The organism is Streptomyces sp. NP160, assembly GCF_006335115.1.
Classification (GTDB): Bacteria; Actinomycetota; Actinomycetes; order Actinomycetales; family Quadrisphaeraceae; genus Quadrisphaera.
On record NZ_VDMJ01000006.1, the window covers coordinates 183,360 to 203,696 of the forward strand.

Here is a 20,337-nt window from a genome sequence, read left to right on the forward strand (position 1 = left end):
GTGGGCGCGTGCCCACGCCCTCTCACACCCACGACCTGCACCCCTCCGACGAGCGGACGACGGCGGCCGCCGACGTCACCGAGACCGACGTCGTCGTCATCGGCGGCGGCCCGGTCGGGGAGAACGTCGCCGCGCGCGCCGTGCGCGGCGGCCTGAGCGCGGTCATCGTCGAGACCGAGCTGCTGGGCGGGGAGTGCTCGTACTGGGCGTGCATGCCCTCCAAGGCGCTCATCCGCCCGACGCAGGCGCTCGCCGCCGCCCGCCGCCTGCCGGGCGCGCGCGAGGCCGTGACCGGCTCCGTCGACGCGGCGGCCGTGCTGGCCCGGCGCGACTCCTTCACCTCCGGGTGGGACGACGGCGGCCAGGTGGAGTGGGCCGTCGGGGCGGACATCACCGTGGTGCGCGGGCACGGGCGCCTGGCGGGCGAGAAGCGCGTGGAGGTCACCGCCCCCGACGGCTCGACGACGACGATCGCCGCGCGCCGCGCCGTCGTCGTCGCCACCGGCTCCACGCCGTCCCTGCCGCCGGTCGACGGCCTCGGCAGCACCCCTCACTGGGGCAGCCGGGAGGCCACCAGCGCGGCGCGGGTGCCGGGCAGCCTCTTGGTGCTGGGCGCCGGCGTGGTGGGCTGCGAGCTGGCGCAGGCGTTCGCGCGGCTCGGCTCTCGGGTGACCCTCGTGGCGTCCTCGACGCTGCTCAGCAAGAACGAGGCGAGGGCCGGCGAGCTGGTGGCCGACGCGGTGCGCGAGGACGGCGTCGACGTGCGGCTCCACGCGAAGGCCGCCTCGGTGGGCCGTCAGGGCGAGGACGGGCCGGTGACGCTCGTGCTGGCCGACGGCACCGAGCTGACCGCCGACGAGCTGCTGGTGGCCACCGGCCGGCGGCCGGCGGTGGGCGACGTGGGGCTCGACAGCGTCGGCCTGCCCACCGATGCCGCGCTCGCGGTGGACACCACCGGCGCGGCCACGGGCCTGGACCAGGGGCCCGAGCCGTGGCTGTACGGCGCCGGCGACGTCACCGGTGACGCGCCGCTGACGCACATGGGCAAGTACGTCGCCCGGGCCGTCGGAGACGTCATCGCCGCCCGCGCGAAGGGCGAGCGGGTGCACGACGGCGCCTGGGGCGCCCACGCCACCACCGCCCAGCAGCGCGCCGTCACGCAGGTGACCTTCACCGACCCCGAGGTGACGTCGGTGGGCCTCACCGCCGCGGCCGCCGGCGAGGCGGGGCTGCGCACGCGCGTCGTGGACCTCGACATCGCCGTCGCCGGCTCCGCCCTGCACGCCGACGGGTACACCGGGTGGGCGCGCATGGTGGTCGACGAGGACCGGCGGGTGGTGGTCGGCGTGACGTTCGTCGGGCCGGACACCGCCGAGCTGCTGCACTCGGCCACCGTCGCGGTGGTCGGGGAGGTGCCGCTGGAGCGCCTGTGGCACGCGGTGCCGAGCTACCCGACGATCAGCGAGGTCTGGCTGCGCCTCCTGGAGGCCTACGGCCTCTGAGCTGCGGCGTGCGCGCTGCGGACCTCGGCGTGCGGAGACCTCCCAGCGGGTCCACAGTCGGCGCCGTGACGACGTCGTCGGCGCCCTCTCGGGGGCGCACCTTCCGCTCCGACCTCCCCGCGCGCCTCGACCGGCTGCCGTGGTCTCCCTGGCACGTGCGCATCCTCGTCGGCCTCGGCACGGTGTGGATCCTCGACGGCCTGGAGGTGACCCTCGTCGGGGCGCTGTCCGACAGGCTCACCGAGCCGGGCAGCGGCATCTCGCTGACCGCCGGCGACATCGGCGTGGCCGCGGCCGTCTACGTGGCAGGCGCCTGCCTCGGGGCGCTCTTCTTCGGCGTCCTCACCGAGCGCTACGGCCGCAAGAAGCTGTTCATGGTCACGCTGCTGGTCTACCTCGGCGCCACGGCGCTCACGGCCACCGCCACCGAGGCGTGGATGTTCTTCCTGTGGCGCTTCCTCGCCGGAGCGGGCATCGGTGGGGAGTACGCCGCGATCAACTCGGCCATCGACGAGCTCATGCCGGCCCGCCTGCGCGGCCGGATCGACCTGCTCGTCAACGGCTCGTACTGGATCGGCGGGGCGGCCGGTGCGGCGCTGACGCTGGTGCTGCTCGACGAGGGGATCCTCCCCGCGTCGCTGGGGTGGCGGCTCGCGTTCGGCGCGGGCGCGCTGCTGGGGCTCGTCGTCCTGCTGGTCCGCCGGCACGTGCCCGAGAGCCCGAGGTGGCTCAGTCTGCACGGCCGCCACGACGAGGCGGAGGGCGTGGTCAGCGGCGTCGAGGAGACCGTGGAGCGGGAGGAGGGCCGGCTGCCCGCGGTCGACCCCGACCGCTCGCTGGAGATCACCGAGCGGCCGCCGGTGCGCATCGGCGAGGTGGTGCGCGCCGTCTTCGGGACGTACCGCAAGCGCTCGGTGCTGGGCCTGAGCCTGTTCATCGGGCAGGCGTTCCTCTACAACGCCGTCTACTTCACGCAGGGTCTCGTGCTCGGGACGTTCTTCGACGTCGACAGCGCCAAGACCGGGCTCTACATCATCCCGCTGGCGCTGGGCAGCTTCCTCGGTCCGCTGCTGCTGGGGCGCTTCTTCGACACCGTCGGGCGCCGCAAGATGATCACACTGTCCTACGTCGGGTCGGGCGTGCTGCTGGTCGGGACGGCGCTGCTGTTCCAGTCCGGGGCCCTGTCGGCGTGGGGCCTCACGGCGTGCTGGACGGTGGTCTTCTTCTTCGCCTCGGCCGGTGCGAGTTCGGCCTACCTCACGGTCAGCGAGATCTTCCCCATGGAGACCCGGGCGATGGCGATCGCCTTCTACTTCGCGGTGGGCACCGGCATCGGCGGGATCATCGGCCCGGTCCTGTTCGGCCGCCTGGTCGAGACCGAGCAGGTCTCGATGGTGGCGTTCGGCTACTACCTGGGCGCCGCGCTGATGATCGCCGCCGGCGGCGTCGAGGCGGTCATCGGCGTGGACGCGGAGAACCAGTCGCTGGAGGACATCGCCGACCCGCTCGGCTCCTCCTCCGCACAGCGCTCCTGACCGTGGTCATGGGCGATCGGCCACCCAGGTGGCCGATCGCCCATGATCACCGAGGCTGGTCAGAACTCGTGGACGCCGCGGCCGCCGTCGTCCCTGATGTCCACGTCGCCGCACAGCCGGCCGATGTTGGCCAGGTAGCCCTTGCGGCCGACCGCCGACAGCAGCGCGTCGTGCACCGGCACCGCCGCCACCGCCGGGGCGACCGCGCGCAGGAAGCCGACCGTCATCGCCGAGGTGGCCCACGGGGCGTTGAGCGGCAGGGCCAGCACGTCCACGCCCTCGGGGGTCGTGTCGTAGGCGTCGCCCGGCACGAACAGCACCGGCTCACCGGGCGCGCTGACCACCAGGCCCGTGTTGCCCACGCGGGGCACCTCCGGGTGGATCACCGCGTGCTGCCCGCCGACGGCGCGCACCGTCAGCGCCCCCAGCTGCAGCACCTCGCCCGGGTGGAACGCGGCCAGGTCCACGTCGCCGTCCTGGCCCAGCCGGGAGTCGGTCAGGGACGCCGCGGTCTCCGGCTCCGCGCGCAGCAGCACCCCGTCGTTCCCCTCCAGCAGCGCCGGCAGCTTCTCGACGTCCACGTGGTCGGGGTGCTGGTGGGTGACGACCACGGCGTCGAGGTCGCCCAGCTCCTCCCAGCCGGTGGAGAAGGTGCCCGGGTCGACGAGCACGCGGCTGCCGGCCGCCTCCACGAGCAGGCAGGCGTGTCCGAGGTGCGAGATGCGCATGGCTGCATCGTGGACCGACGGAGCACCCGCCGCGACCCTCTAGGCTGCTCACCCGTGGGACGCGTGCTGGTCCAGGTGATGCCGAAGCCCGAGATCCTCGACCCCCAGGGGAAGGCGGTGGCAGCGGCGCTGCCGCGCCTCGGCCTGACCGGGTTCGTGGACGTGCGGCAGGGCAAGCGGTTCGAGCTGGTGGTCGAGGGGCCGGTGACGGACGAGGTCCTCGCGCAGGCCCGCCGGGCCGCCGAGCAGCTCCTCGCCAACCCCGTCATCGAGGACGTCGTGGCCGTCGTCGACGCCGACGCCGAGGTGACGGCCGGGGCGTCGGCGTGAAGATCGGCGTCGTCACCTTCCCCGGCTCCCTGGACGACCGCGACGCCGCGCGCGCCGTGGTCCGCGGCGGCGGGGAGGCCGTGGCGCTGTGGCACGCCGACGCCGACCTGCGCGGGGTCGACGCCGTCGTCCTGCCGGGCGGCTTCTCCTACGGCGACTACCTGCGCGCCGGCGCCATCGCCAGCATCGCGCCCGTCATGGGGACCGTCGTCGAGGCGGCCCGCGGCGGCATGCCCGTGCTGGGCATCTGCAACGGCTTCCAGGTGCTGTGCGAGGCCGGGCTGCTGCCCGGCGCGCTCGTCCGCAACGACGTGCGCACCTTCGTCTGCCGCGACCAGCGCCTGCGCGTCGAGGACGCCTCCACCGCCTGGACCTCGTCGTTCGAGGACGGCCAGGAGATCGTCATCCCGCTCAAGAACGGCGAGGGCGGCTACAACGCCGACCAGCGCACCCTCGACGAGCTCGAGGGCGAGGGCCGCGTCGTCTTCCGCTACCTCGGCGGCAACCCCAACGGCTCCCAGCGCGACATCGCCGGCGTCCGCGACGCCTCCGGGCGCGTCGTGGGCCTCATGCCGCACCCCGAGCACGCCACCGAGCCTGGCTACGGGCCGACCGAGCAGGGCGGCGGCGCCAGCGGGAACGGCACCGACGGCCTGGGCTTCTTCACCTCCGTGCTCCAGGCGCTCGCGAGCGCCTGAGCCGTCGGCCGCTCGGGTGGTGACGCACCGCACTGCCACAGCGGGCCGAGTGGGGGCGTCCTAGTCGAGTGGACCGACCGACCGACCTGACCGGGCGCACCGGAGGGGACCCCGACGAGGGCCCCGAGGACGTCGCGCGCGCCTTCCGCGCCGCCCTCGACGGCACGGACACCCCGTCCACTCCGGGGAGCAGGACGACGGCGACGGCGGGCGGCGCTGCCGGGCAGCGGCCGCCGCGGCCGTCCGCGCTGCTGTCGGCGGTCGAGCGCCGGGCGGCCCAGCTGCAGCGGCGCCGCCGGGCGACGGTGCTGGGGGGCGCCGCGGCAGCCGCGGCGGTGGCGGTCTTCGTCGGCAGCCTCGTGCTGCCCGGGCTCGACCTGTCGCTGGGCGGTGCGCAGAGCAGCTCGGCGGGTGGCGGAGCGGGCTCCAGCGCCGAGAGCGGGGACTCGGGTGGATCCGGGGGTGCTGCGGCACCCGCCGCCAGCGCCTCGGGCCCCACCGCGCTGCAGGACCGCGCCACCGGCACCACGGCCAACTCGGCAGCGGCCGACGTGCCGACGCTCAGCGAGGCGTCGATGCTCACCGCCGCCGACCTGTCCGGCGCCTTCTCGGTGCCGGTCCAGGAGTCCGCGCCGGCCCCGGAGTCCACCCCCGGTCTGACGCTGGGCGCGTGCGTCGACGGGGACGCTGGCTCCGTGGAGGCGCCGCAGCTGTGGCGGGTCGACCTGGTCGCCGCACCCTCGGCGTCCGCGGCGGAGCCGCCGGGCGTGGTGGAGCGCGTCGCCGTCGTCCCCGAGCCCGCTGCCGCGACGTACGCCCTCGACCGGGTCCGGCAGGCGGCGGCCGGCTGCACCGGTCCGGGCCCGGAGGGCACCGAGCCGACCACCGAGCTCGACGCGAGCGCCGTGACGCCCGACGGCGGGCAGGCGCTCGTGCTGGCGTCGACGTCCGGCCAGGGGTCGCCGACGCTGCAGGTGCTCGTCGCCGTCGGCAGCGAGGTGGTCCAGCTGCAGGTGACCTCCGACGCGCCCAGCGCGCAGGCCGCCTACGACGCGCTCGTCCCCGCCGTGCGCACCGCCGTCCAGCGCGCCACCGGCGGTGCGGCCTCCTTCTCCGCTCCGCTGCCCTCCGCGGGGGCGCCGTGAGCGTCGTCTCCCTGTTCCACCGGCCCCGCACCTCCGAGGCGCGGGGCTTCGAGGACCTCGTGGCCGCCCGCAGCGGCCCGCTGCTGTCCATGGCCCGGGGCCTGGTGCGCTCCGAGGCGGACGCGGAGGACCTCGTGCAGGAGGTGCTGGCCAAGGCCCTGGTCAGCTGGGAGAAGGTGAGCGCTGCGTCCGACCCGGCCGCGTACGTCAACCGGATGCTCGTCAACCAGGCGATGAGCTTCTGGCGGCGGGCCTCCACGCGCCGCGAGCGGACGACCGAGCCCGAGGAGCTGCCCGAGCCGGTGGCCGGGGGCGTCGACGACGGCGCCGGCCACCGTGGCGACCGCGACGCGCTGCTCAGCGCGCTGCGCCGCCTGCCGCCGCGGCACCGGGCGGTGCTGGTGCTGCGCTACTACGAGCAGCTGCCCGACGCGGAGATCGCCGACCTGCTCGGCATGGCCCAGGCGACGGTGCGCAGCAGCGCCGCGCGCGGCCTGGCCGCACTGCGCCGCGACGGCGTGCTGCTGGGTGGAGAGGGCTCCACCGAGCCCGCCCGCTGACGGCGGCGCTGCTGGCACCCGCCTGCAACGGGGTGTTCTTCCGCCGCGTCTTGCGCACGTGATCCTCGCGAGGGCCTTCGCGCTCGGTGCCGCCGCCGTGCTGTCCCCGGCGCTGGCCGCTTGCGGCCCGTCCACCGCGGTCGTCGACCCAGGGGCCGCGGGGGTGGCGACGGTCGGCGGCGTCGCGCACTCGGCACTGCACGACACCGCCCGGTGGGCCTCCCCACCTCCCCTGGCGTCGCGTCGCCGGCTGCTGCAGGCCGCCGATCTCGACGAGGCGCTCCCCGGCGGTTCCGCAGCGGACCGCTGGCACCAGGCGATGGTCGACATGCAGTCCGCGTGGCTGCGCCGCCAGTGCGAGCGCGGACCGTTCGGCGACGACGGAGGGCCGACCGCTGCCGCCGGGACCGCCCCCAGCGGGGAGGTGACGCAGGCCTGGGCCCGCGGTGTCGTGAGCCTGGAAGGGCCCAGCCAGTTCGCCACCACCGAGGCCCTGCGCTGGGACGACAGCGGGCAGGCCGCATCCGCATGGGTGGCAGACGTCGCCGCCGAGGCCGAGCGCTGCGAGGGCGCCGTCGTCGTCGACCCCCTGGGGACGGCGGAGAGCGGCGGAGCGTCCGCCGGTGGCGGCGCTGACGTGGTGGTGGTCGCCCGGTCGTGGACGGGCAGCGGCGCGGACCTGGCTCCGGGGGACGGGCCCGGCGTCCGGTGGAGCGCGGTGGCGCTCGTGGCGGTCGGGGCGACGGCCCTGCAGGTCGAGCTCACCGAGGCGGGTGCGTCAGCTGGGGCCGCGGGCGCCTCCGTGGCGGCGCTGCTGGAGGTGACGGCTGCCCGGGTGCAGGACGCCGACGACGCCGTGCGCCTCAGCGGTGTCGACGACACTGCGCTCGCGCCCTTCGACGACGACGCCGTGCGGGAGGCCGTCCCTCCGCTGCACACCGTCGGCCCGCCGCCGGAGGTGCTGCTGGACAGCGCCGGCGACGTGGCCGCCGCCTTCCCCGACAGCGGTGCGTGGGAGGGCGTCGGTGAGGCGGCCGTCGGCGGCGGGTGGCTCCTCTCGTGGTGCGACCCGGGGACGTGGCTGCCGCTCGGGACCGCCGAGCAGCCGTCCGAGGTGGGTGGCCTCTGGGTGCCCGAGGGGACCGCTCGGCAGGACGGCCCGCCTGCCCTCCTCGTCGACGTCGACGTCCTGCGCTGGTCACCCGACGCGGTGGCTGCGCCCGGATCGCCCGCGGGGTACGCGTGGGCCGACGCCGTCAGCACCGACGCGGCCGACTGCCCGCGGGCGCACACCGCCGCCGCGGGCGCGCTGCCGGGCACGTGGTCCAGCGCAGCCGTCACCGCCGACGACGACGGTGCGTGGCGCGTGCAGGTCGCCACCACCGGTGGTCCGACCGCCGTGCGGGTGCGCGTGCGCCTGGCCGCAGGCGCCACCGAGGCCCAGGCAGACGCCGCCGCCACGTCGGCGGCGGCGCTGACGAGGCGGGTGGTGGCGAACGTCGTCCGCGCCGACACCGCAGCGCTGGAGCGCTCGTGAGCCCCGGCGCCGCCCCAGCCGCGCGCGGCGGCGCGGCGGCGCTCGTGGTCGTCCTCCTGCTGACCGGGTGCGCCGGGGGCGTGACGGCCCGCACGCCCCCGGCGGGCACCTCGCAGGCGCCGGACCCGCTGCCGCCCGGTCCCCTGCTGACCACGGACGACCTCGACGGCGCGCTCCCCGGCCTGTCGGCCGACGCCGGGCTGCGTCCCCGGTGGGAGCTCAGAGACGACCTGTGGGAGCTGAGCCTCCTGCGCGCGCGGTGCGGTGCCGACCCGGCGTCGTCGGCTGCGGCCATGCCGGCGCCGTCGGGGCCGGTCACCGTCGAGCACCGCGCGGAGCAGTGGTGGCAGGGCACCTCGCCCCAGTACGCCACCCTCGACGTGCTGCGCTGGCCCGACGGCGAGGGCGGCGGGGCGCAGGCGTGGGTCGACGGCGCCGTCGCCGCGGAGGCGACGTGCCGGGAGGCCGTCGTCCTGCCCGAGCAGCCGGGAGCCGACGGCGGGCCGGAGGTGACGGCGGTCGTGCGGCCCTGGGAAGTGCCCCACAGCGGGGGCGGTCCGGGCACGAGGCCGCTGCCGCAGTGGCAGGTCGGGGGCTTCGCCGTCGACGGGTCCACGGCGCTCGTCGTCCGGGCGGGGCAGTGCAGCGCACCGACGGCGCAGGCGGCGTGGGAGCTGGCCGCACCGGGACTACCGGCGCTGCTGGCGCGGGTCGCGCAGCGGGCGGAGCGCTCGACAGCGGCCTCGTCGTCGTCCTGACCTGCGGTGTTCTGACGCGTCCACGCAGGTCACTACGCTCTGGGCACGTGAGCCTGCTCGACACCGTGGACCACGCCGCAGCGACGCCCGACCACGAGCTGCCCTACGGCGAGCTCGGGCTCAAGGACGACGAGTACGAGCGGATCTGCACGATCCTCGGCCGCCGCCCCACCGCGTGCGAGCTGGCCATGTACTCGGTCATGTGGAGCGAGCACTGCTCCTACAAGTCCTCCAAGACGCACCTGCGCCAGTTCGGGGTCAAGACCACCGACGCGATGCGCGAGAAGCTGCTGGTGGGCATCGGCGAGAACGCCGGCGTCGTCGACATCGGCGACGGCTGGGCGGTCACCTTCAAGGTGGAGAGCCACAACCACCCCAGCTACGTCGAGCCCCACCAGGGCGCGGCGACCGGCGTCGGCGGCATCGTGCGCGACATCCTGGCCATGGGCGCCCGGCCCGTCGCCGTCATGGACTCCCTGCGCTTCGGCGCGCTCGACCACCCCGACACCGCCCGCGTGGTGCCCGGCGTCGTCGCCGGTGTCGGCGGGTACGGCAACTGCCTGGGCCTGCCCAACGTCGGCGGCGAGGTCATCTTCGACCCGGTCTACCAGGGCAACCCCCTGGTGAACGCGCTGTGCGTGGGCACCATGCGCCACGAGGACATCCACCTGGCCAACGCCACCGGCGAGGGCAACCTCGTGGTGCTGTTCGGCTCCCGCACCGGCGGAGACGGCATCGGCGGCGTGTCCGTTCTCGCCTCGGAGACCTTCGACGAGGGCGGTCCGTCGAAGCGGCCCGCCGTGCAGGTGGGCGACCCGTTCGCCGAGAAGCTGCTCATCGAGTGCTGCCTGGAGCTCTTCCACGCCGGTGTGGTCGCCGGCATCCAGGACCTCGGCGGCGCCGGCCTGTCCTGCGCCACCTCCGAGCTCGCCTCTGCCGGGGACGGCGGCATGGCCGTCCGCCTCGACGCGGTGCCGCTGCGCGACTCCTCGCTGCGCCCGGAGGAGGTGCTGATGAGCGAGTCGCAGGAGCGGATGATGGCCGTGGTGGAGCCGCACCACCTCGACGCGTTCCTGGCCATCACCTCCAAGTGGGAGGTGGAGGCCACCGTCATCGGCGAGGTGACCGGCACCGGCCGGCTGCAGATCACCTGGAACGGCGAGACCGTGGTCGACGTGCCGCCGCGCACCGTCGCCCACGAGGGCCCCGTCTACGTCCGCCCGTGGGCCCGCCCGGCCGACATGGACGTGCTCCAGGCCGACCCGGCCGAGGCGCTGGAGCGCCCGACCTCCGGTGAGGAGCTGCGCGGGCAGGTGCTGCAGCTGGCCGGCTCCGCCAACCTCTGCAGCCGCGCCTGGATCACCGACCAGTACGACCGGTACGTGCTCGGCAACACCGCCCTGGCCATGCCCGACGACGCCGGCGTGGTGCGCGTGGACGAGGAGAGCGGCCTCGGCGTGGCGGTGTCGCTGGACGCCAACGGCCGCTTCGCCCACCTCGACCCGCGGGTCGGCGCGCAGCTGGCGCTCGCGGAGTCCTACCGCAACGTCGCCACCGCCGGTGCGGTGCCGCTGGCCGTCACCGACTGCCTCAACTTCGGCTCCCCGGAGGACCCGGGCGTCATGTGGCAGTTCTCCGAGGCCGTCACGGGGCTCGCCGACGCCTGCGTCGAGCTCGGCGTGCCGGTGACCGGGGGCAACGTCAGCTTCTACAACCAGACCGGCCACGAGCCGATCCACCCGACGCCGGTGGTGGGCGTGCTGGGCGTCCTCGACGACGTCGCCCGCCGCACCCCGTCGGGCTGGGCCGAGTCCGGCCAGCAGATCTACCTGCTGGGCACCACCCGCGAGGAGCTGTCGGGCTCGGAGTGGGCCTGGGAGGTGCACGGCCACCTCGGCGGTCTGCCGCCGGCTGTGGACCTCGAGCACGAGAAGGTGCTCGCCTCGGTGCTGGTCAACTCCTCGCGCGACGGCCTGGTGGACGCCGCGCACGACCTGTCCGAGGGCGGCCTCTCGCAGGCCCTGGTCGAGGGCTGCCTGCGCCGCGGCGTCGGTGCCCGCGTGTGGCTGGGCGAGCTGTGCGAGCGCGACGGCGTCGACGCAGCCACCGCGCTGTTCAGCGAGTCGGCCGGTCGCGTCGTCGTCGCCGTCCCCCGCGAGGAGGAGGTGCGCTTCACCGACATGTGCAGCGCCCGCGGGATCGCGCACCTGCGCATCGGCGTGACCGACGGCGTGGAGGCGGCCGGCGAGGAGGCGGTGCTCGACGTCTCCGCCGACGCCCCGCTCTTCACGGTGCCGCTGTCGGAGCTGCGCGCCGTGCACACCCGGACCCTCCCCGAGGTCTTCGGCTCCTGACCCCCCCTCCCCGTCCGTGATCATGGACGAACGGCCACCAGACCGTCCGTGATCATGGGCAGTCGGCCACCAGACCGTCCGTGATCATGGGCAGTCGGCCGCGTCGTCGCCTCCGCGCGGCAGGTCGTCCACAGGCTCGACGCTGCCGCGGGCAGGGGTGGGCCCGGTGGCGCCACGCTGCAGCGGTGGTGCGGCTTCCCGTCCTGGCTGACGTCCTCCCTCCCTTCACCCGGTCGACGCTGGCGGAGGTGGGCCGGACGCGGCACCAGCTGGCGGCCCTGCTCGCCGGCGGCGCCGTCGTCCAGCCGTTGTGGGGGGTCTACCTGGACGCGCGGCTCGTCGGCGACCCGCTCGCCGTGGCCCAGGCGTCGTCCCTCGCGCTGCCGCCCCACGTCGTCCGCTGCCGGGCCACGGCCGCCGTGGTCCACGGGGTCGACCCGCGCGGACCGGCGCTGGACACCTCCCCGGTGCCTCTGCAGGGCCTGGTGCCGGCCAGCAACCGCACCCCGAAGTGGCGCGGGGCGTCGATCTTCGAGGCGCCGCTGGCCGCGCACGACGTCATGGAGGTCGGCGGGGTGCTGGTCACCACCCCCCGAGCGCACGGCGCTGGACTGCGCCCGCTACCTGTCCCCGCCGATGGCGCTGGCAGTGCTGGACCGCATGGACCGGCTCGGACTGGTCGACCCCGAGGTGCTGCGGGTGCGCATCGAGGAGTTCAAGGGCGACCGCGGCGTAGGGCAGGCGCGCTACCTCATCGTGCACATGGACGGTGGCGCAGAGTCCTACGGGGAGTCGTGGTTCCGGCTGCGGCTGCTGGATGCGGGCTTCCCGCGTCCTGACGTGCAGGTCTGGGTGCCGGAGCATCGGCCGGGTGCGATGCGGTTGGAGCTGGGGTGGGAGGGGTTGCGCAAGGCTGGTGAGTACGACGGGGAGGAGTTCCACTCCACGCAGGAGCAGCGGGATGCCGACGATGCGCGCCGGCTCCGGCTGGAGCGGGAGTTCGGGTGGCGGGTGCTGCCGGCGCGCAAGGGTGCGGTGCTGGGGCGGTCGCTGGAGCTGGAGCTGGCGTTCGGGGAGCTGCTGGGGATGGAGCCGTAGATCCGTCAGCGGACGTGGTGAGGGTGGCGGACGCCCATGATCACGGTGGGAGGGGTGGCCGACCGTCCATGATCACGGTGGGAGGGGGTGAGGGGGTCGGTGAGCGGTGAGACAGTGGGAGGCGTGCCAGCCCGTCGACGCACCGATCCCGCGGCCGGCCGCGAGGCGCTGAGCCGCTGGCGGTCCGACCCCTCCGCCGCCGACAGGACGACGACGGCCACCGCCGTCCGGTCCACCCTCGAGGACCTCGCCGAGCGCGCCCCCGGCCACAGCGTGGAGGTGCGCGTGGCGCCGTTCGGCGTGGTGCAGTGCGTCGAGGGCCCGCGCCACACGCGCGGCACACCGCCCAACGTGGTCGAGACCGACGCCGCCACCTGGCTGTCGCTGGCCACCGGAGACCTGCGCTGGGCCGAGGCCGTCGACGCCGGCCGGGTGCGCGCCAGCGGTTCTCGGGCCGACCTGTCGGACCTGCTCCCCCTGGTCCCGGCGGGTGCCGCGTGAGCGCCGACCAGCCCGACCAGCCCGAGCAGCACCCCGAGCGGCTCCAGCGCCCCGAGCCGCCGCGCCGCGTCCGGGTGAACCGCAGCCCCCGCTACGGCGTGTTCCTGGTGGGCGGCGCGCTCCTCGGCGCCGTCGTGGCCCTCGGGCTCACCTTCAGCGAGCCGGCCACCGAGTACGGCTACGCCTCCACCCTGGGCTACCTCGTGGTGGCGCTCGGCCTGCTCGGAGCCCTGGTCGGCGGTCTGGCCGCGGTCGTGGCGGGTGCGGTGCTCGAGCGCCAGCAGCGGCGCCAGGAGGACCGCGACCGGGGGAGTCGCCAGGCCCCTCCGCAGGGCGGCGCGGCCCCGCGCGGGCAGGGCCGTCGGCGGGACTGAGGCTCGCGGCGGCGCGAGCAGCGTCCGCTCTGTGGGAGCATGGTCGCGTGGCTCGCCCCGACGGTCGACTCAGCCACGACGTCCTCCCCGGCGAGAAGGGGCCGCAGGACGCCTGCGGCGTCTTCGGCGTCTGGGCCCCCGGAGAAGACGTCGCGCGGCTCACCTACTTCGGCCTCTACGCGCTGCAGCACCGCGGCCAAGAGAGCGCCGGCATCGCCACGAGCAGTGGCGAGCAGATCCTCGTCTACAAGGACATGGGGCTCGTCTCCCAGGTCTTCGACGAGGCCTCGCTGGAGGCGCTGAAGGGGTCCGTGGCCATCGGCCACACGCGCTACTCCACCACCGGCGCCAGCCGCTGGGAGAACGCGCAGCCCACGCTCGGCGCCACCGCCGCCGGCACCGTGGCCCTCGCCCACAACGGCAACCTCACCAACACCTCGCACCTGCGCCGCCTCGTGGCCGAGCGCGCCGAGGCGCGCGGCGAGCCGGAGGCCGGTGAGGTCGCCCGCGGCAACACCACCGACACCGCCCTCGTGACGGCGCTGCTGGCAGGAGACCCCGACCGCACCCTCGAGGCGACCGCGCTGGAAGTGCTGCCGCAGCTCAAGGGCGCCTTCTCGCTCGTCTTCATGGACGAGACCACGCTCTACGCCGCCCGTGACCCGCACGGCGTCCGCCCGCTGGTGCTCGGCCGCCTGGAGCGCGGGTGGGTGGTGGCCAGCGAGACCGCCGCCCTCGACATCGTGGGCGCCTCCTTCGTCCGCGAGGTGGAGCCGGGCGAGCTGGTGGCCGTCGACGCCGACGGCCTGCGCTTCTCCCGCTTCGCCGAGGCAACCCCTCGCGGGTGCGTGTTCGAGTACGTCTACCTGGCCCGCCCCGACACCTCCATCGCCGGCCGCGGCGTCCACGAGGCCCGGGTCGAGATGGGGCGGCGCCTGGCGGCGGAGCACCCCGTCGAGGCCGACCTCGTCATCCCGACCCCGGAGTCCGGCACCCCCGCGGCCATCGGCTACGCGCAGGCCTCCGGGATCCCCTACGGGCAGGGCCTGGTGAAGAACGCCTACGTCGGGCGCACGTTCATCCAGCCCAACCAGACCATCCGCCAGCTGGGCATCCGCCTCAAGCTCAACCCGCTGCGCGACGTCATCGCCGGCAAGCGCCTCGTGGTCATCGACGACTCGATCGTGCGCGGCAACACCCAGCGCGCCCTGGTCCGCATGCTGCGCGAGGCGGGCGCGGCCGAGGTGCACGTGCGCATCTCGTCCCCGCCCGTGCAGTGGCCGTGCTTCTACGGCATCGACTTCGCCACCCGCGCCGAGCTCATCGCCTCCGGCCTCGGGGTGGAGGAGGTCCGGCACAGCCTGGGCGCCGACAGCCTCGGACACATCTCCCTCGACGGGATGGTCGCGGCCAGCGGCCAGCCGCGCGAGCGCCTCTGCACCGCCTGCTTCACCGGCAGCTACCCCGCCGGCGTCCCCGACGAGGGACGTCCGGTCGCTCGTGGAGCAGCGGCCGGGCCCGTGCACGACGAACCCGCGCAGGGTGAGCCCGCCGCGCCCGGAGAGGGCGTGCCCCTCGGCGTCGCCATCGACCGCGGTGACCTCGGACGCGTGGAGCCCGCCGCTCAGCAGTGAGCGCCCCGTGCCCGCCGTCCCGCTGTCCCGCCGCCCCCACGAGCCCGCCTTGGAGCCTGACCCCGCCATGAGCACCTCCACCCCGTCCGCCCCCTCCTCGACGGCGACGCCGCCCTCCGCTCCCGCGCCGGGCGCGTACGCCGCGGCGGGCGTGGACGTCGAGGCCGGTGACCGCGCCGTCGTCCTCATGAAGGAGGCGGTGGCGCGCACCCACGGGGCGCAGGTGCTCGGCGGGGCCGGCGGCTTCGCGGGGCTGTTCGACGCCAGTGCGCTGCTCGGCTACCGCCGCCCGCTGCTGGCCACGAGCACCGACGGCGTGGGCACCAAGGTGGCCGTGGCGCAGGCCCTGGACCTGCACGGCACCGTCGGCCAGGACCTCGTGGCGATGGTGGTCGACGACCTCGTGGTCTGCGGCGCCCGCCCGCTGTTCATGACGGACTACATCGCCTGCGGCCGTGTGGTCCCCGAGCGCATCGCCGCCGTGGTCGGGGGCGTCGCGCGGGCCTGCGAGGAGGTCGGCGCGGCGCTCGTGGGCGGTGAGACCGCGGAGCACCCCGGTCTCCTGGGGCCCGACGAGTACGACGTGGCCGGTGCCGCCACCGGCGTGGTCGACGCGCACGCGCTGCTCGGTCCCGACCGGGTGCGCGCGGGAGACGTGGTGCTGGCCATGGCCAGCTCCGGGCTCCACTCCAACGGCTACTCCCTGGTGCGCCGCCTGCTGGCCGACGCCGGGTGGGGCTACGAGCGCCACGTGGAGGAGCTGGGGCGCACCGTCGGCGAGGAGCTGCTGGAGCCGACCGCCCTCTACACGAGGCCGTGCCTGGCCCTGGCGGACGCCCTGAGCGAGCAGCTCCACGCGTTCTCGCACGTGACCGGCGGGGGCCTCGCGGCCAACCTCGCGCGCGTGCTCCCCACCCACCTCGACGCGGAGGTGGACAGGTCGACGTGGACCCCGCAACCGGTCTTCCGGGTGCTGGCGGACCTCGGAGGCGTCAGCCGCGAGGACGCCGAGGTGACCTGGAACCAGGGCGTCGGCATGCTCGCGCTGCTGGCCCCTGAGGCTGCTGACCAGGCGGTGGAGGTGCTGCGGACCGCCGGCGTCCGGGCGTGGGTGGCCGGCGCGGTCTCAGGTGCGGACGCAGAAGCGACCGCCACCGTCCGGGGCTCCAAGGGAGTGGACGGTGGCGGTGCGCGTCTGGTCGGAGACCACCCCGCGTGAGCGGAGGGGTCTGGCACCGCGCTGCGGGCCTGTCCTCAGGCGGACCTGAGGAGGGTCCTCAGCGCGGGCGGGGAGCCCAGTCGTCGTACGGGTCGTACTCGTCACCGTCGTCGTTGTCGGACGACGGCTCCCGGTTCGCCCAGACGGGCGGTGCGGCGCCCCCGAGCTCTCGCTGCAGAGCGGAGAGGTCGGTGTTCGGGCTGGAGTACTTCAGCTCCCGAGCGACCTTCGTCTGCTTGGCCTTCTGACGGCCGCGCCCCATGGCGTCGACCCCCTTATGCGTCGTGCCGGGGCAGGCCCATGGGGCGGCCCCGGAGCTACCGGCTCTCGATGTGGCCACGATACAGGTTCGAACGGGTCAGGCCGCATCCGACGGCGCCAGCGCGGCACGCCGGACCCCCGGACGGCTCATCCCCGACCTCGTGCGCGACCCCGTCGCGCCGCTCCCGGGGCGTGCCGGACCTGTCCCGACCTGCCCGAACAGTCCCTGGGCGTCCCCTGCGGGTCCTCCCGGGGGTTTCTGGGGGCCACCGGTGACTGGTTCGGGCGGGTCTGCGCCGGTCATCCCGCGGTAGCCCCCCGCCCACCCCGCGATGGCCCTAACGGGCTATGGCGGTACGGGCCGGACATGTCGGACGATCCTCCTACGCCGTCCGCGGTGCACCCCCTGCAGCGGTGCCGGTCGGCGACAGGAGACGCCATGACGACGATCCAGACCTCTTCCCCCGAGGGTCTCGCCACCGACGCCGCCGCGACCGCCGCTCCCGCCACGGTGGCGGCAGCCCCCGCAGCGCAGGCGCTGCTCACGCCGTCCGAGGTCGCCGCCCTGTTCCGGGTGGACCCCAAGACCGTGACGCGCTGGGCCAAGGCCGGCAAGCTCACCTCGATCCGCACCCTCGGCGGGCACCGCCGCTACCGCTCCGCCGAGGTCATGGCGCTGCTGGAGCAGGTCGCCCCGGCCGAGGCCTCCCTGCCCTCCCCGCGGGCCTCCGAGGACGACGCCACCGCCTGACCGGGCGCTCAGGCGCCCACGTAGTCAGCCAGGTGCTGCCCGGTCAGCGTGGACCGGGCGGCCACCAGCTGCGCCGGCGTCCCCTCGAACACCACGCGCCCGCCGTCGTGCCCGGCGCCCGGGCCCAGGTCGATGATCCAGTCGGCGTGGGCCATGACGGCCTGGTGGTGCTCGATGACCACCACGGAGCGGCCGGAGTCGACGAGCCTGTCGAGCAGCCCCAGCAGCTGGGCGACGTCGGCCAGGTGCAGGCCGGTGGTGGGCTCGTCGAGGACGTACGTGCTGCCCTTCTCGCCCATGTGCACCGCCAGCTTGAGGCGCTGGCGCTCGCCGCCGGACAGCGTGGTCAGCGGCTGGCCGAGCGTGAGGTAGCCCAGGCCCACGTCCACCAGGCGCTCCAGCACGGCCGCGGCCGCGGGCACCCGCGAGGCCCCCGCGGAGAAGAACGCCAGCGCGTCGGCCACCGGCATGGACAGCACCTCAGCGATGTCGCGCCCGCCGTCCTGTCGGGGTCCCCCCAGCAGCATCTCCAGCACGGGGGCCTGGAAGCGCCGTCCCTCGCACTCCTCGCACGGCGTCGAGACCGTGCCCGACGTCGGGAGGTCGGTGAAGATCACCCCGGCGCCGCTGCAGGCGGGGCAGGCGCCCTCGGAGTTGGGGCTGAACAGGGCGGGCTTGACGCCGTTGGCCTTGGCGAAGGCCTTGCGCACGGGCTCCAGCAGGCCGGTGTACGTGGCGGGGTTGGAGCGCCGCGAGCCGCGGATGGCGCCCTGGTCGACGGTGACGACGCCCTCGTGCGAGGACAGCGACCCGTGCACGAGCGAGCTCTTGCCCGAGCCCGCCACGCCCGTGACCACGCACAGCACGCCGAGGGGGACGTCGACGTCGACCCCGCGCAGGTTGTGGGTGCTCGCACCGCGGACCTCGACGGCGCCCGTCGGCGTCCTCGTGGTCGCCTTGAGGGTGGCGCGGTCGTCGAGGTGGCGGCCGGTGAGGGTCCCGCTGGCCCGCAGCTGCTCCACGGTGCCCTCGAAGACCACCTGGCCGCCGGCGCTGCCGGCCCGGGGGCCGAGGTCGACCACGTGGTCGGCCACGGCGATCACCTCGGGCTTGTGCTCCACCACGAGCACCGTGTTGCCCTTGTCGCGCAGCTGCAGCAGCAGCTCGTTCATGCGCCCGACGTCGTGCGGGTGCAGCCCCACCGTCGGCTCGTCGAAGACGTACGTCACGTCGGTGAGCGCCGAGCCCAGGTGCCGGATGAGCTTGACGCGCTGCGCCTCGCCGCCCGACAGCGTCCCGGAGGACCTGTCGAGGCTGAGGTAGCCCAGCCCGATGCGCGTGAACGCGTCCAGGGTGTCCTGCAGGCCGTCCAGCAGCGGCGCCACGGTCCGGGAGGCCGGGTGGGTGCGCAGCTCGCGCACCCAGGCGGCGACGTCGCTGACCTGCATCGCGCAGACGTCGGCGATGGACAGGCCGGCCACCTTCGAGGAGCGGGCCAGCTCGTTGAGGCGGGTGCCGCCGCAGTCCGGGCAGGGGGTGAACGTGACCGCGCGCTCCACGAAGGCGCGCACGTGCGGCTGCATGCCCTCGACGTCCTTGGACAGGAACGACTTCTGGATGGAGGGGATGAGCCCGGTGAAGGTCAGGTTGATCCCCTCGACCTTCACCTTGGTCGGCTCGGAGTGCAGCAGCGCGTGCAGCTGCTCGGGGGTGAAGTCGCGGACGGGTGCGTCCGTGGGGAAGAGGCCGACGGCCCGGAAGATGCGGCCGTACCAGCCGTCCATCGTGTAGCCCGGGATGGTCAGCGCGCCCTCGTCGATGGTCTTGTCCCTGTCGAACAGCGCGTCCAGGTCGAAGCCGCTGACGGTGCCGCGCCCCTCGCAGCGCACGCACATGCCGCCCTGCACGTGGAAGCTCTTGCGCTCGACGCTCTTGCCGTCGGCCTTCTCCACCGTCACGGCACCCCTGCCGCTCGCCGTGGCCGTGTTGAAGGAGAACGCCTGCGGGGAGCCGATGTGCGGCGTCCCCAGCCGGCTGAAGAGGATGCGCAGCAGCGCGTTGACGTCCGTGGCGGTGCCGAGGGTGGAGCGCGGGTTGGTGCCCATGCGCTCCTGGTCGACGATGATCGCCGTCGTCAGGCCCTCGAGGACGTCGACGTCGGGCCGGGCCTGGCTCGGCATGAACCCCTGCAGGAACGCCGGGTAGGTCTCGTTGATGAGCCGCTGGCTCTCCGCGGCGATGGTCGCGAACACCAGCGAGCTCTTGCCCGAGCCCGAGACGCCCGTGAACACCGTGAGGCGCCGCTTGGGCAGCTCGACGGTGACGTCCCGGAGGTTGTTCTCCCGGGCCCCCACCACGCGGATGAGGTCGTGGCTGTCCGCACGAGGGGGCGGCGCTGCGCTCATGCCGCACATCCTGCCGCCGCCCGCCGACAGCGGGGAGCGCCGCGGCGCCTACCGCTGGGACGGCCCCCTGCGGGCCTTCAGCAGCTCCAGCGCCACCGGGACCAGGGAGACCACCACGACGACGACGATGATCGGCAGCACGTAGCGCTCGATCCCGGGGATGCGCGTGCCGAGCAGGTACCCGAGCAGGGTCACGCCGAGCGACCAGACCAGCCCGCCGACCACCTGCCAGGTGGTGAAGCGGGCCGCGGGCACGCCGACCGCGCCGGCCAGCGGGTTCATGAGCGTCCGGACGACCGGGATGAAGCGGGCCAGCACGATGGCCTTGCGGTGCCCGTAGCGGTCGAGCACCCCCTGGGCGCGCAGCACGCCGGCGTGGAGCCGGGGCCGGTCGGGCCGGTGCAGCAGCGGCGGTCCCGCGCGGCGGCCGATGAGGTACCCGGTCTGGGCGCCCAGCAGGGCCCCCGCGGCCGCGGCCACCAGCGCCGTCGTCAGGGGGAGGTGGGTGGCGCTGGTGACCGGCGTGGCGGCGAGGATGCCCGCGCTGAAGAGCAGCGAGTCGCCCGGGAGGAAGAACCCGACGAGCAGCCCGGTCTCGGCGAAGAGCACCGCGAACAGGCCCACCGCCCCGAAGGAGCCCAGCAGCTGCTGGGGGTCGAGCAGGTTCCCCACGTGGCCTCGCGCGTCCTCTCGTCGGCGCCGGGCGGAGGGCTCCCCGGCTGCCGGCTGGCCCACGCTCGCACCGATCACCGGCGGCCGCGCGCCGGAGGGGGCCGGTGACGGAGAAGGCCCTGACCGGCGGCTTCCGCCGGGTCAGGGCCTCGAGGTGCTGGTGGCCAGGAGCGGGGTCGAACCGCTGACCTTCCGATTTTCAGAAAGACGTCAGGCGTCTCTACCCGTCTCATGACGGCTCTCCCTGCCTCTGTTCCTGCTGCTCGGGTGGCTTG

General features: G+C 75.1%; 19 protein-coding genes and 1 pseudogene. 15 read left to right on the plus strand and 5 right to left on the minus strand.

The genetic code is table 11. The features are described 5' to 3' along the window. Positions 1-35 precede the first annotated feature (35 nt). Positions 36-1,502: an NAD(P)/FAD-dependent oxidoreductase gene (locus tag FHN55_RS04935; protein WP_139711218.1), complete on the plus strand. Its 1,467-nt coding sequence runs from the start codon at positions 36-38 to the stop codon at positions 1,500-1,502. 65 nt (positions 1,503-1,567) lie between these two features. Then, a complete protein-coding gene (locus FHN55_RS04940) occupies positions 1,568-3,037 on the plus strand; it encodes an MFS transporter (RefSeq protein ID WP_139711120.1) in 1,470 nt (489 codons plus the stop codon). 59 nt (positions 3,038-3,096) lie between these two features. On the opposite strand, the gene FHN55_RS04945 is transcribed toward FHN55_RS04940, so the two are convergent. Next, positions 3,097-3,765 (minus strand): MBL fold metallo-hydrolase, encoded by a 669-nt coding sequence (locus tag FHN55_RS04945; RefSeq protein WP_139711121.1) that lies wholly within the window; start codon positions 3,763-3,765, stop codon positions 3,097-3,099. A 54-nt stretch (positions 3,766-3,819) separates the two neighbouring features. Here FHN55_RS04945 and purS point away from each other — a divergent pair, with 54 nt between their 5' ends. The 7 genes from purS (at position 3,820) to purL (ending at position 11,147) form a co-directional block, all read left to right on the plus strand. Further along, positions 3,820-4,095, plus strand: coding sequence for a phosphoribosylformylglycinamidine synthase subunit PurS (gene purS, locus FHN55_RS04950; protein ID WP_139711122.1), 276 nt, complete (start codon positions 3,820-3,822; stop codon positions 4,093-4,095). Further along, positions 4,092-4,793 (plus strand): phosphoribosylformylglycinamidine synthase subunit PurQ, encoded by a 702-nt coding sequence (purQ, locus tag FHN55_RS04955; RefSeq protein WP_139711123.1) that lies wholly within the window; start codon positions 4,092-4,094, stop codon positions 4,791-4,793. Before purS ends, purQ begins: the two co-directional genes overlap by 4 nt. A gap of 68 nt (positions 4,794-4,861) precedes the next feature. Then, positions 4,862-5,938, plus strand: a complete 1,077-nt coding sequence (locus FHN55_RS04960) for a hypothetical protein (protein ID WP_139711124.1) — start codon at positions 4,862-4,864, stop codon at positions 5,936-5,938. Further along, positions 5,935-6,498 carry an RNA polymerase sigma factor gene (locus FHN55_RS04965; protein WP_218974353.1) on the plus strand — a complete coding sequence of 188 codons (564 nt, stop codon included), beginning with the start codon at positions 5,935-5,937 and terminating at the stop codon, positions 6,496-6,498. Before FHN55_RS04960 ends, FHN55_RS04965 begins: the two co-directional genes overlap by 4 nt. A gap of 58 nt (positions 6,499-6,556) precedes the next feature. Continuing rightward, entirely contained in the window at positions 6,557-8,035 is a 1,479-nt protein-coding gene (locus FHN55_RS22540; protein ID WP_180357644.1) for a hypothetical protein, read from the plus strand. Then, entirely contained in the window at positions 8,032-8,793 is a 762-nt protein-coding gene (locus tag FHN55_RS04970) for a hypothetical protein (RefSeq protein ID WP_180357645.1), read from the plus strand. Before FHN55_RS22540 ends, FHN55_RS04970 begins: the two co-directional genes overlap by 4 nt. Positions 8,794-8,840: 47 nt before the next feature. Beyond that, positions 8,841-11,147, plus strand: a complete 2,307-nt coding sequence (gene purL, locus FHN55_RS04975; RefSeq protein ID WP_218974354.1) for a phosphoribosylformylglycinamidine synthase subunit PurL — start codon at positions 8,841-8,843, stop codon at positions 11,145-11,147. A 319-nt stretch (positions 11,148-11,466) separates the two neighbouring features. Here the strand turns inward: purL and FHN55_RS04980 are convergent, their stop codons facing one another. After that, positions 11,467-11,736 (minus strand): hypothetical protein, encoded by a 270-nt coding sequence (locus FHN55_RS04980; RefSeq protein WP_139711126.1) that lies wholly within the window; start codon positions 11,734-11,736, stop codon positions 11,467-11,469. Between the two features lie 47 nt (positions 11,737-11,783). On the opposite strand from FHN55_RS04980, the gene FHN55_RS04985 reads away from it, so the two are divergent. The 5 genes and pseudogenes from FHN55_RS04985 (at position 11,784) to purM (ending at position 15,973) form a co-directional block, all read left to right on the plus strand. Next, entirely contained in the window at positions 11,784-12,245 is a 462-nt protein-coding gene (locus FHN55_RS04985) for a hypothetical protein (protein ID WP_180357646.1), read from the plus strand. Between the two features lie 201 nt (positions 12,246-12,446). Then, positions 12,447-12,746: pseudogene (locus FHN55_RS23575) on the plus strand (sterol carrier family protein); the annotation flags it as partial. Continuing rightward, complete coding sequence (locus FHN55_RS04995; RefSeq protein ID WP_139711129.1) at positions 12,743-13,120, plus strand: hypothetical protein; 378 nt, start codon at positions 12,743-12,745, stop codon at positions 13,118-13,120. The pseudogene FHN55_RS23575 and the gene FHN55_RS04995, both read left to right, overlap by 4 nt. A 47-nt stretch (positions 13,121-13,167) precedes the next feature. Next, a complete protein-coding gene (purF, locus tag FHN55_RS05000) occupies positions 13,168-14,754 on the plus strand; it encodes an amidophosphoribosyltransferase (protein ID WP_139711130.1) in 1,587 nt (528 codons plus the stop codon). 67 nt (positions 14,755-14,821) lie between these two features. Continuing rightward, the gene (gene purM / locus FHN55_RS05005) at positions 14,822-15,973 is read left to right on the plus strand and encodes a phosphoribosylformylglycinamidine cyclo-ligase (RefSeq protein ID WP_139711131.1); all 1,152 of its coding nucleotides are present in this window, start codon (positions 14,822-14,824) and stop codon (positions 15,971-15,973) included. 58 nt (positions 15,974-16,031) lie between these two features. On the opposite strand, the gene FHN55_RS05010 is transcribed toward purM, so the two are convergent. Then, entirely contained in the window at positions 16,032-16,235 is a 204-nt protein-coding gene (locus FHN55_RS05010; RefSeq protein WP_139711132.1) for a DUF3073 domain-containing protein, read from the minus strand. Between the two features lie 510 nt (positions 16,236-16,745). On the opposite strand from FHN55_RS05010, the gene FHN55_RS05015 reads away from it, so the two are divergent. Next, positions 16,746-16,985, plus strand: a complete 240-nt coding sequence (locus FHN55_RS05015; RefSeq protein ID WP_257570716.1) for a BldC family transcriptional regulator — start codon at positions 16,746-16,748, stop codon at positions 16,983-16,985. A gap of 8 nt (positions 16,986-16,993) precedes the next feature. Here the strand turns inward: FHN55_RS05015 and FHN55_RS05020 are convergent, their stop codons facing one another. After that, on the minus strand, positions 16,994-19,390 hold the full coding sequence (locus FHN55_RS05020) for an excinuclease ABC subunit UvrA (protein WP_257570702.1): 2,397 nt from the start codon (positions 19,388-19,390) through the stop codon (positions 16,994-16,996). A 48-nt stretch (positions 19,391-19,438) separates the two neighbouring features. Then, positions 19,439-20,062 (minus strand): DedA family protein, encoded by a 624-nt coding sequence (locus FHN55_RS05025; protein WP_180357647.1) that lies wholly within the window; start codon positions 20,060-20,062, stop codon positions 19,439-19,441. Positions 20,063-20,337: the final 275 nt, after the last annotated feature.

Bases quoted from the DNA above. Each gene is read 5' to 3' on its own strand.
- FHN55_RS04945 (WP_139711121.1), bottom strand. From the start codon at position 3,765: ATGCGCATCTCGCACCTCGGACACGCCTGCCTGCTCGTGGAGGCGGCC.
- FHN55_RS04985 (WP_180357646.1), top strand. From the start codon at position 11,784: ATGGCGCTGGCAGTGCTGGACCGCATGGACCGGCTCGGACTGGTCGAC.
- FHN55_RS05020 (WP_257570702.1), bottom strand. From the start codon at position 19,390: ATGAGCGCAGCGCCGCCCCCTCGTGCGGACAGCCACGACCTCATCCGC.
- purM (WP_139711131.1), top strand. From the start codon at position 14,822: ATGAGCACCTCCACCCCGTCCGCCCCCTCCTCGACGGCGACGCCGCCC.
- FHN55_RS05010 (WP_139711132.1), bottom strand. From the start codon at position 16,235: ATGGGGCGCGGCCGTCAGAAGGCCAAGCAGACGAAGGTCGCTCGGGAG.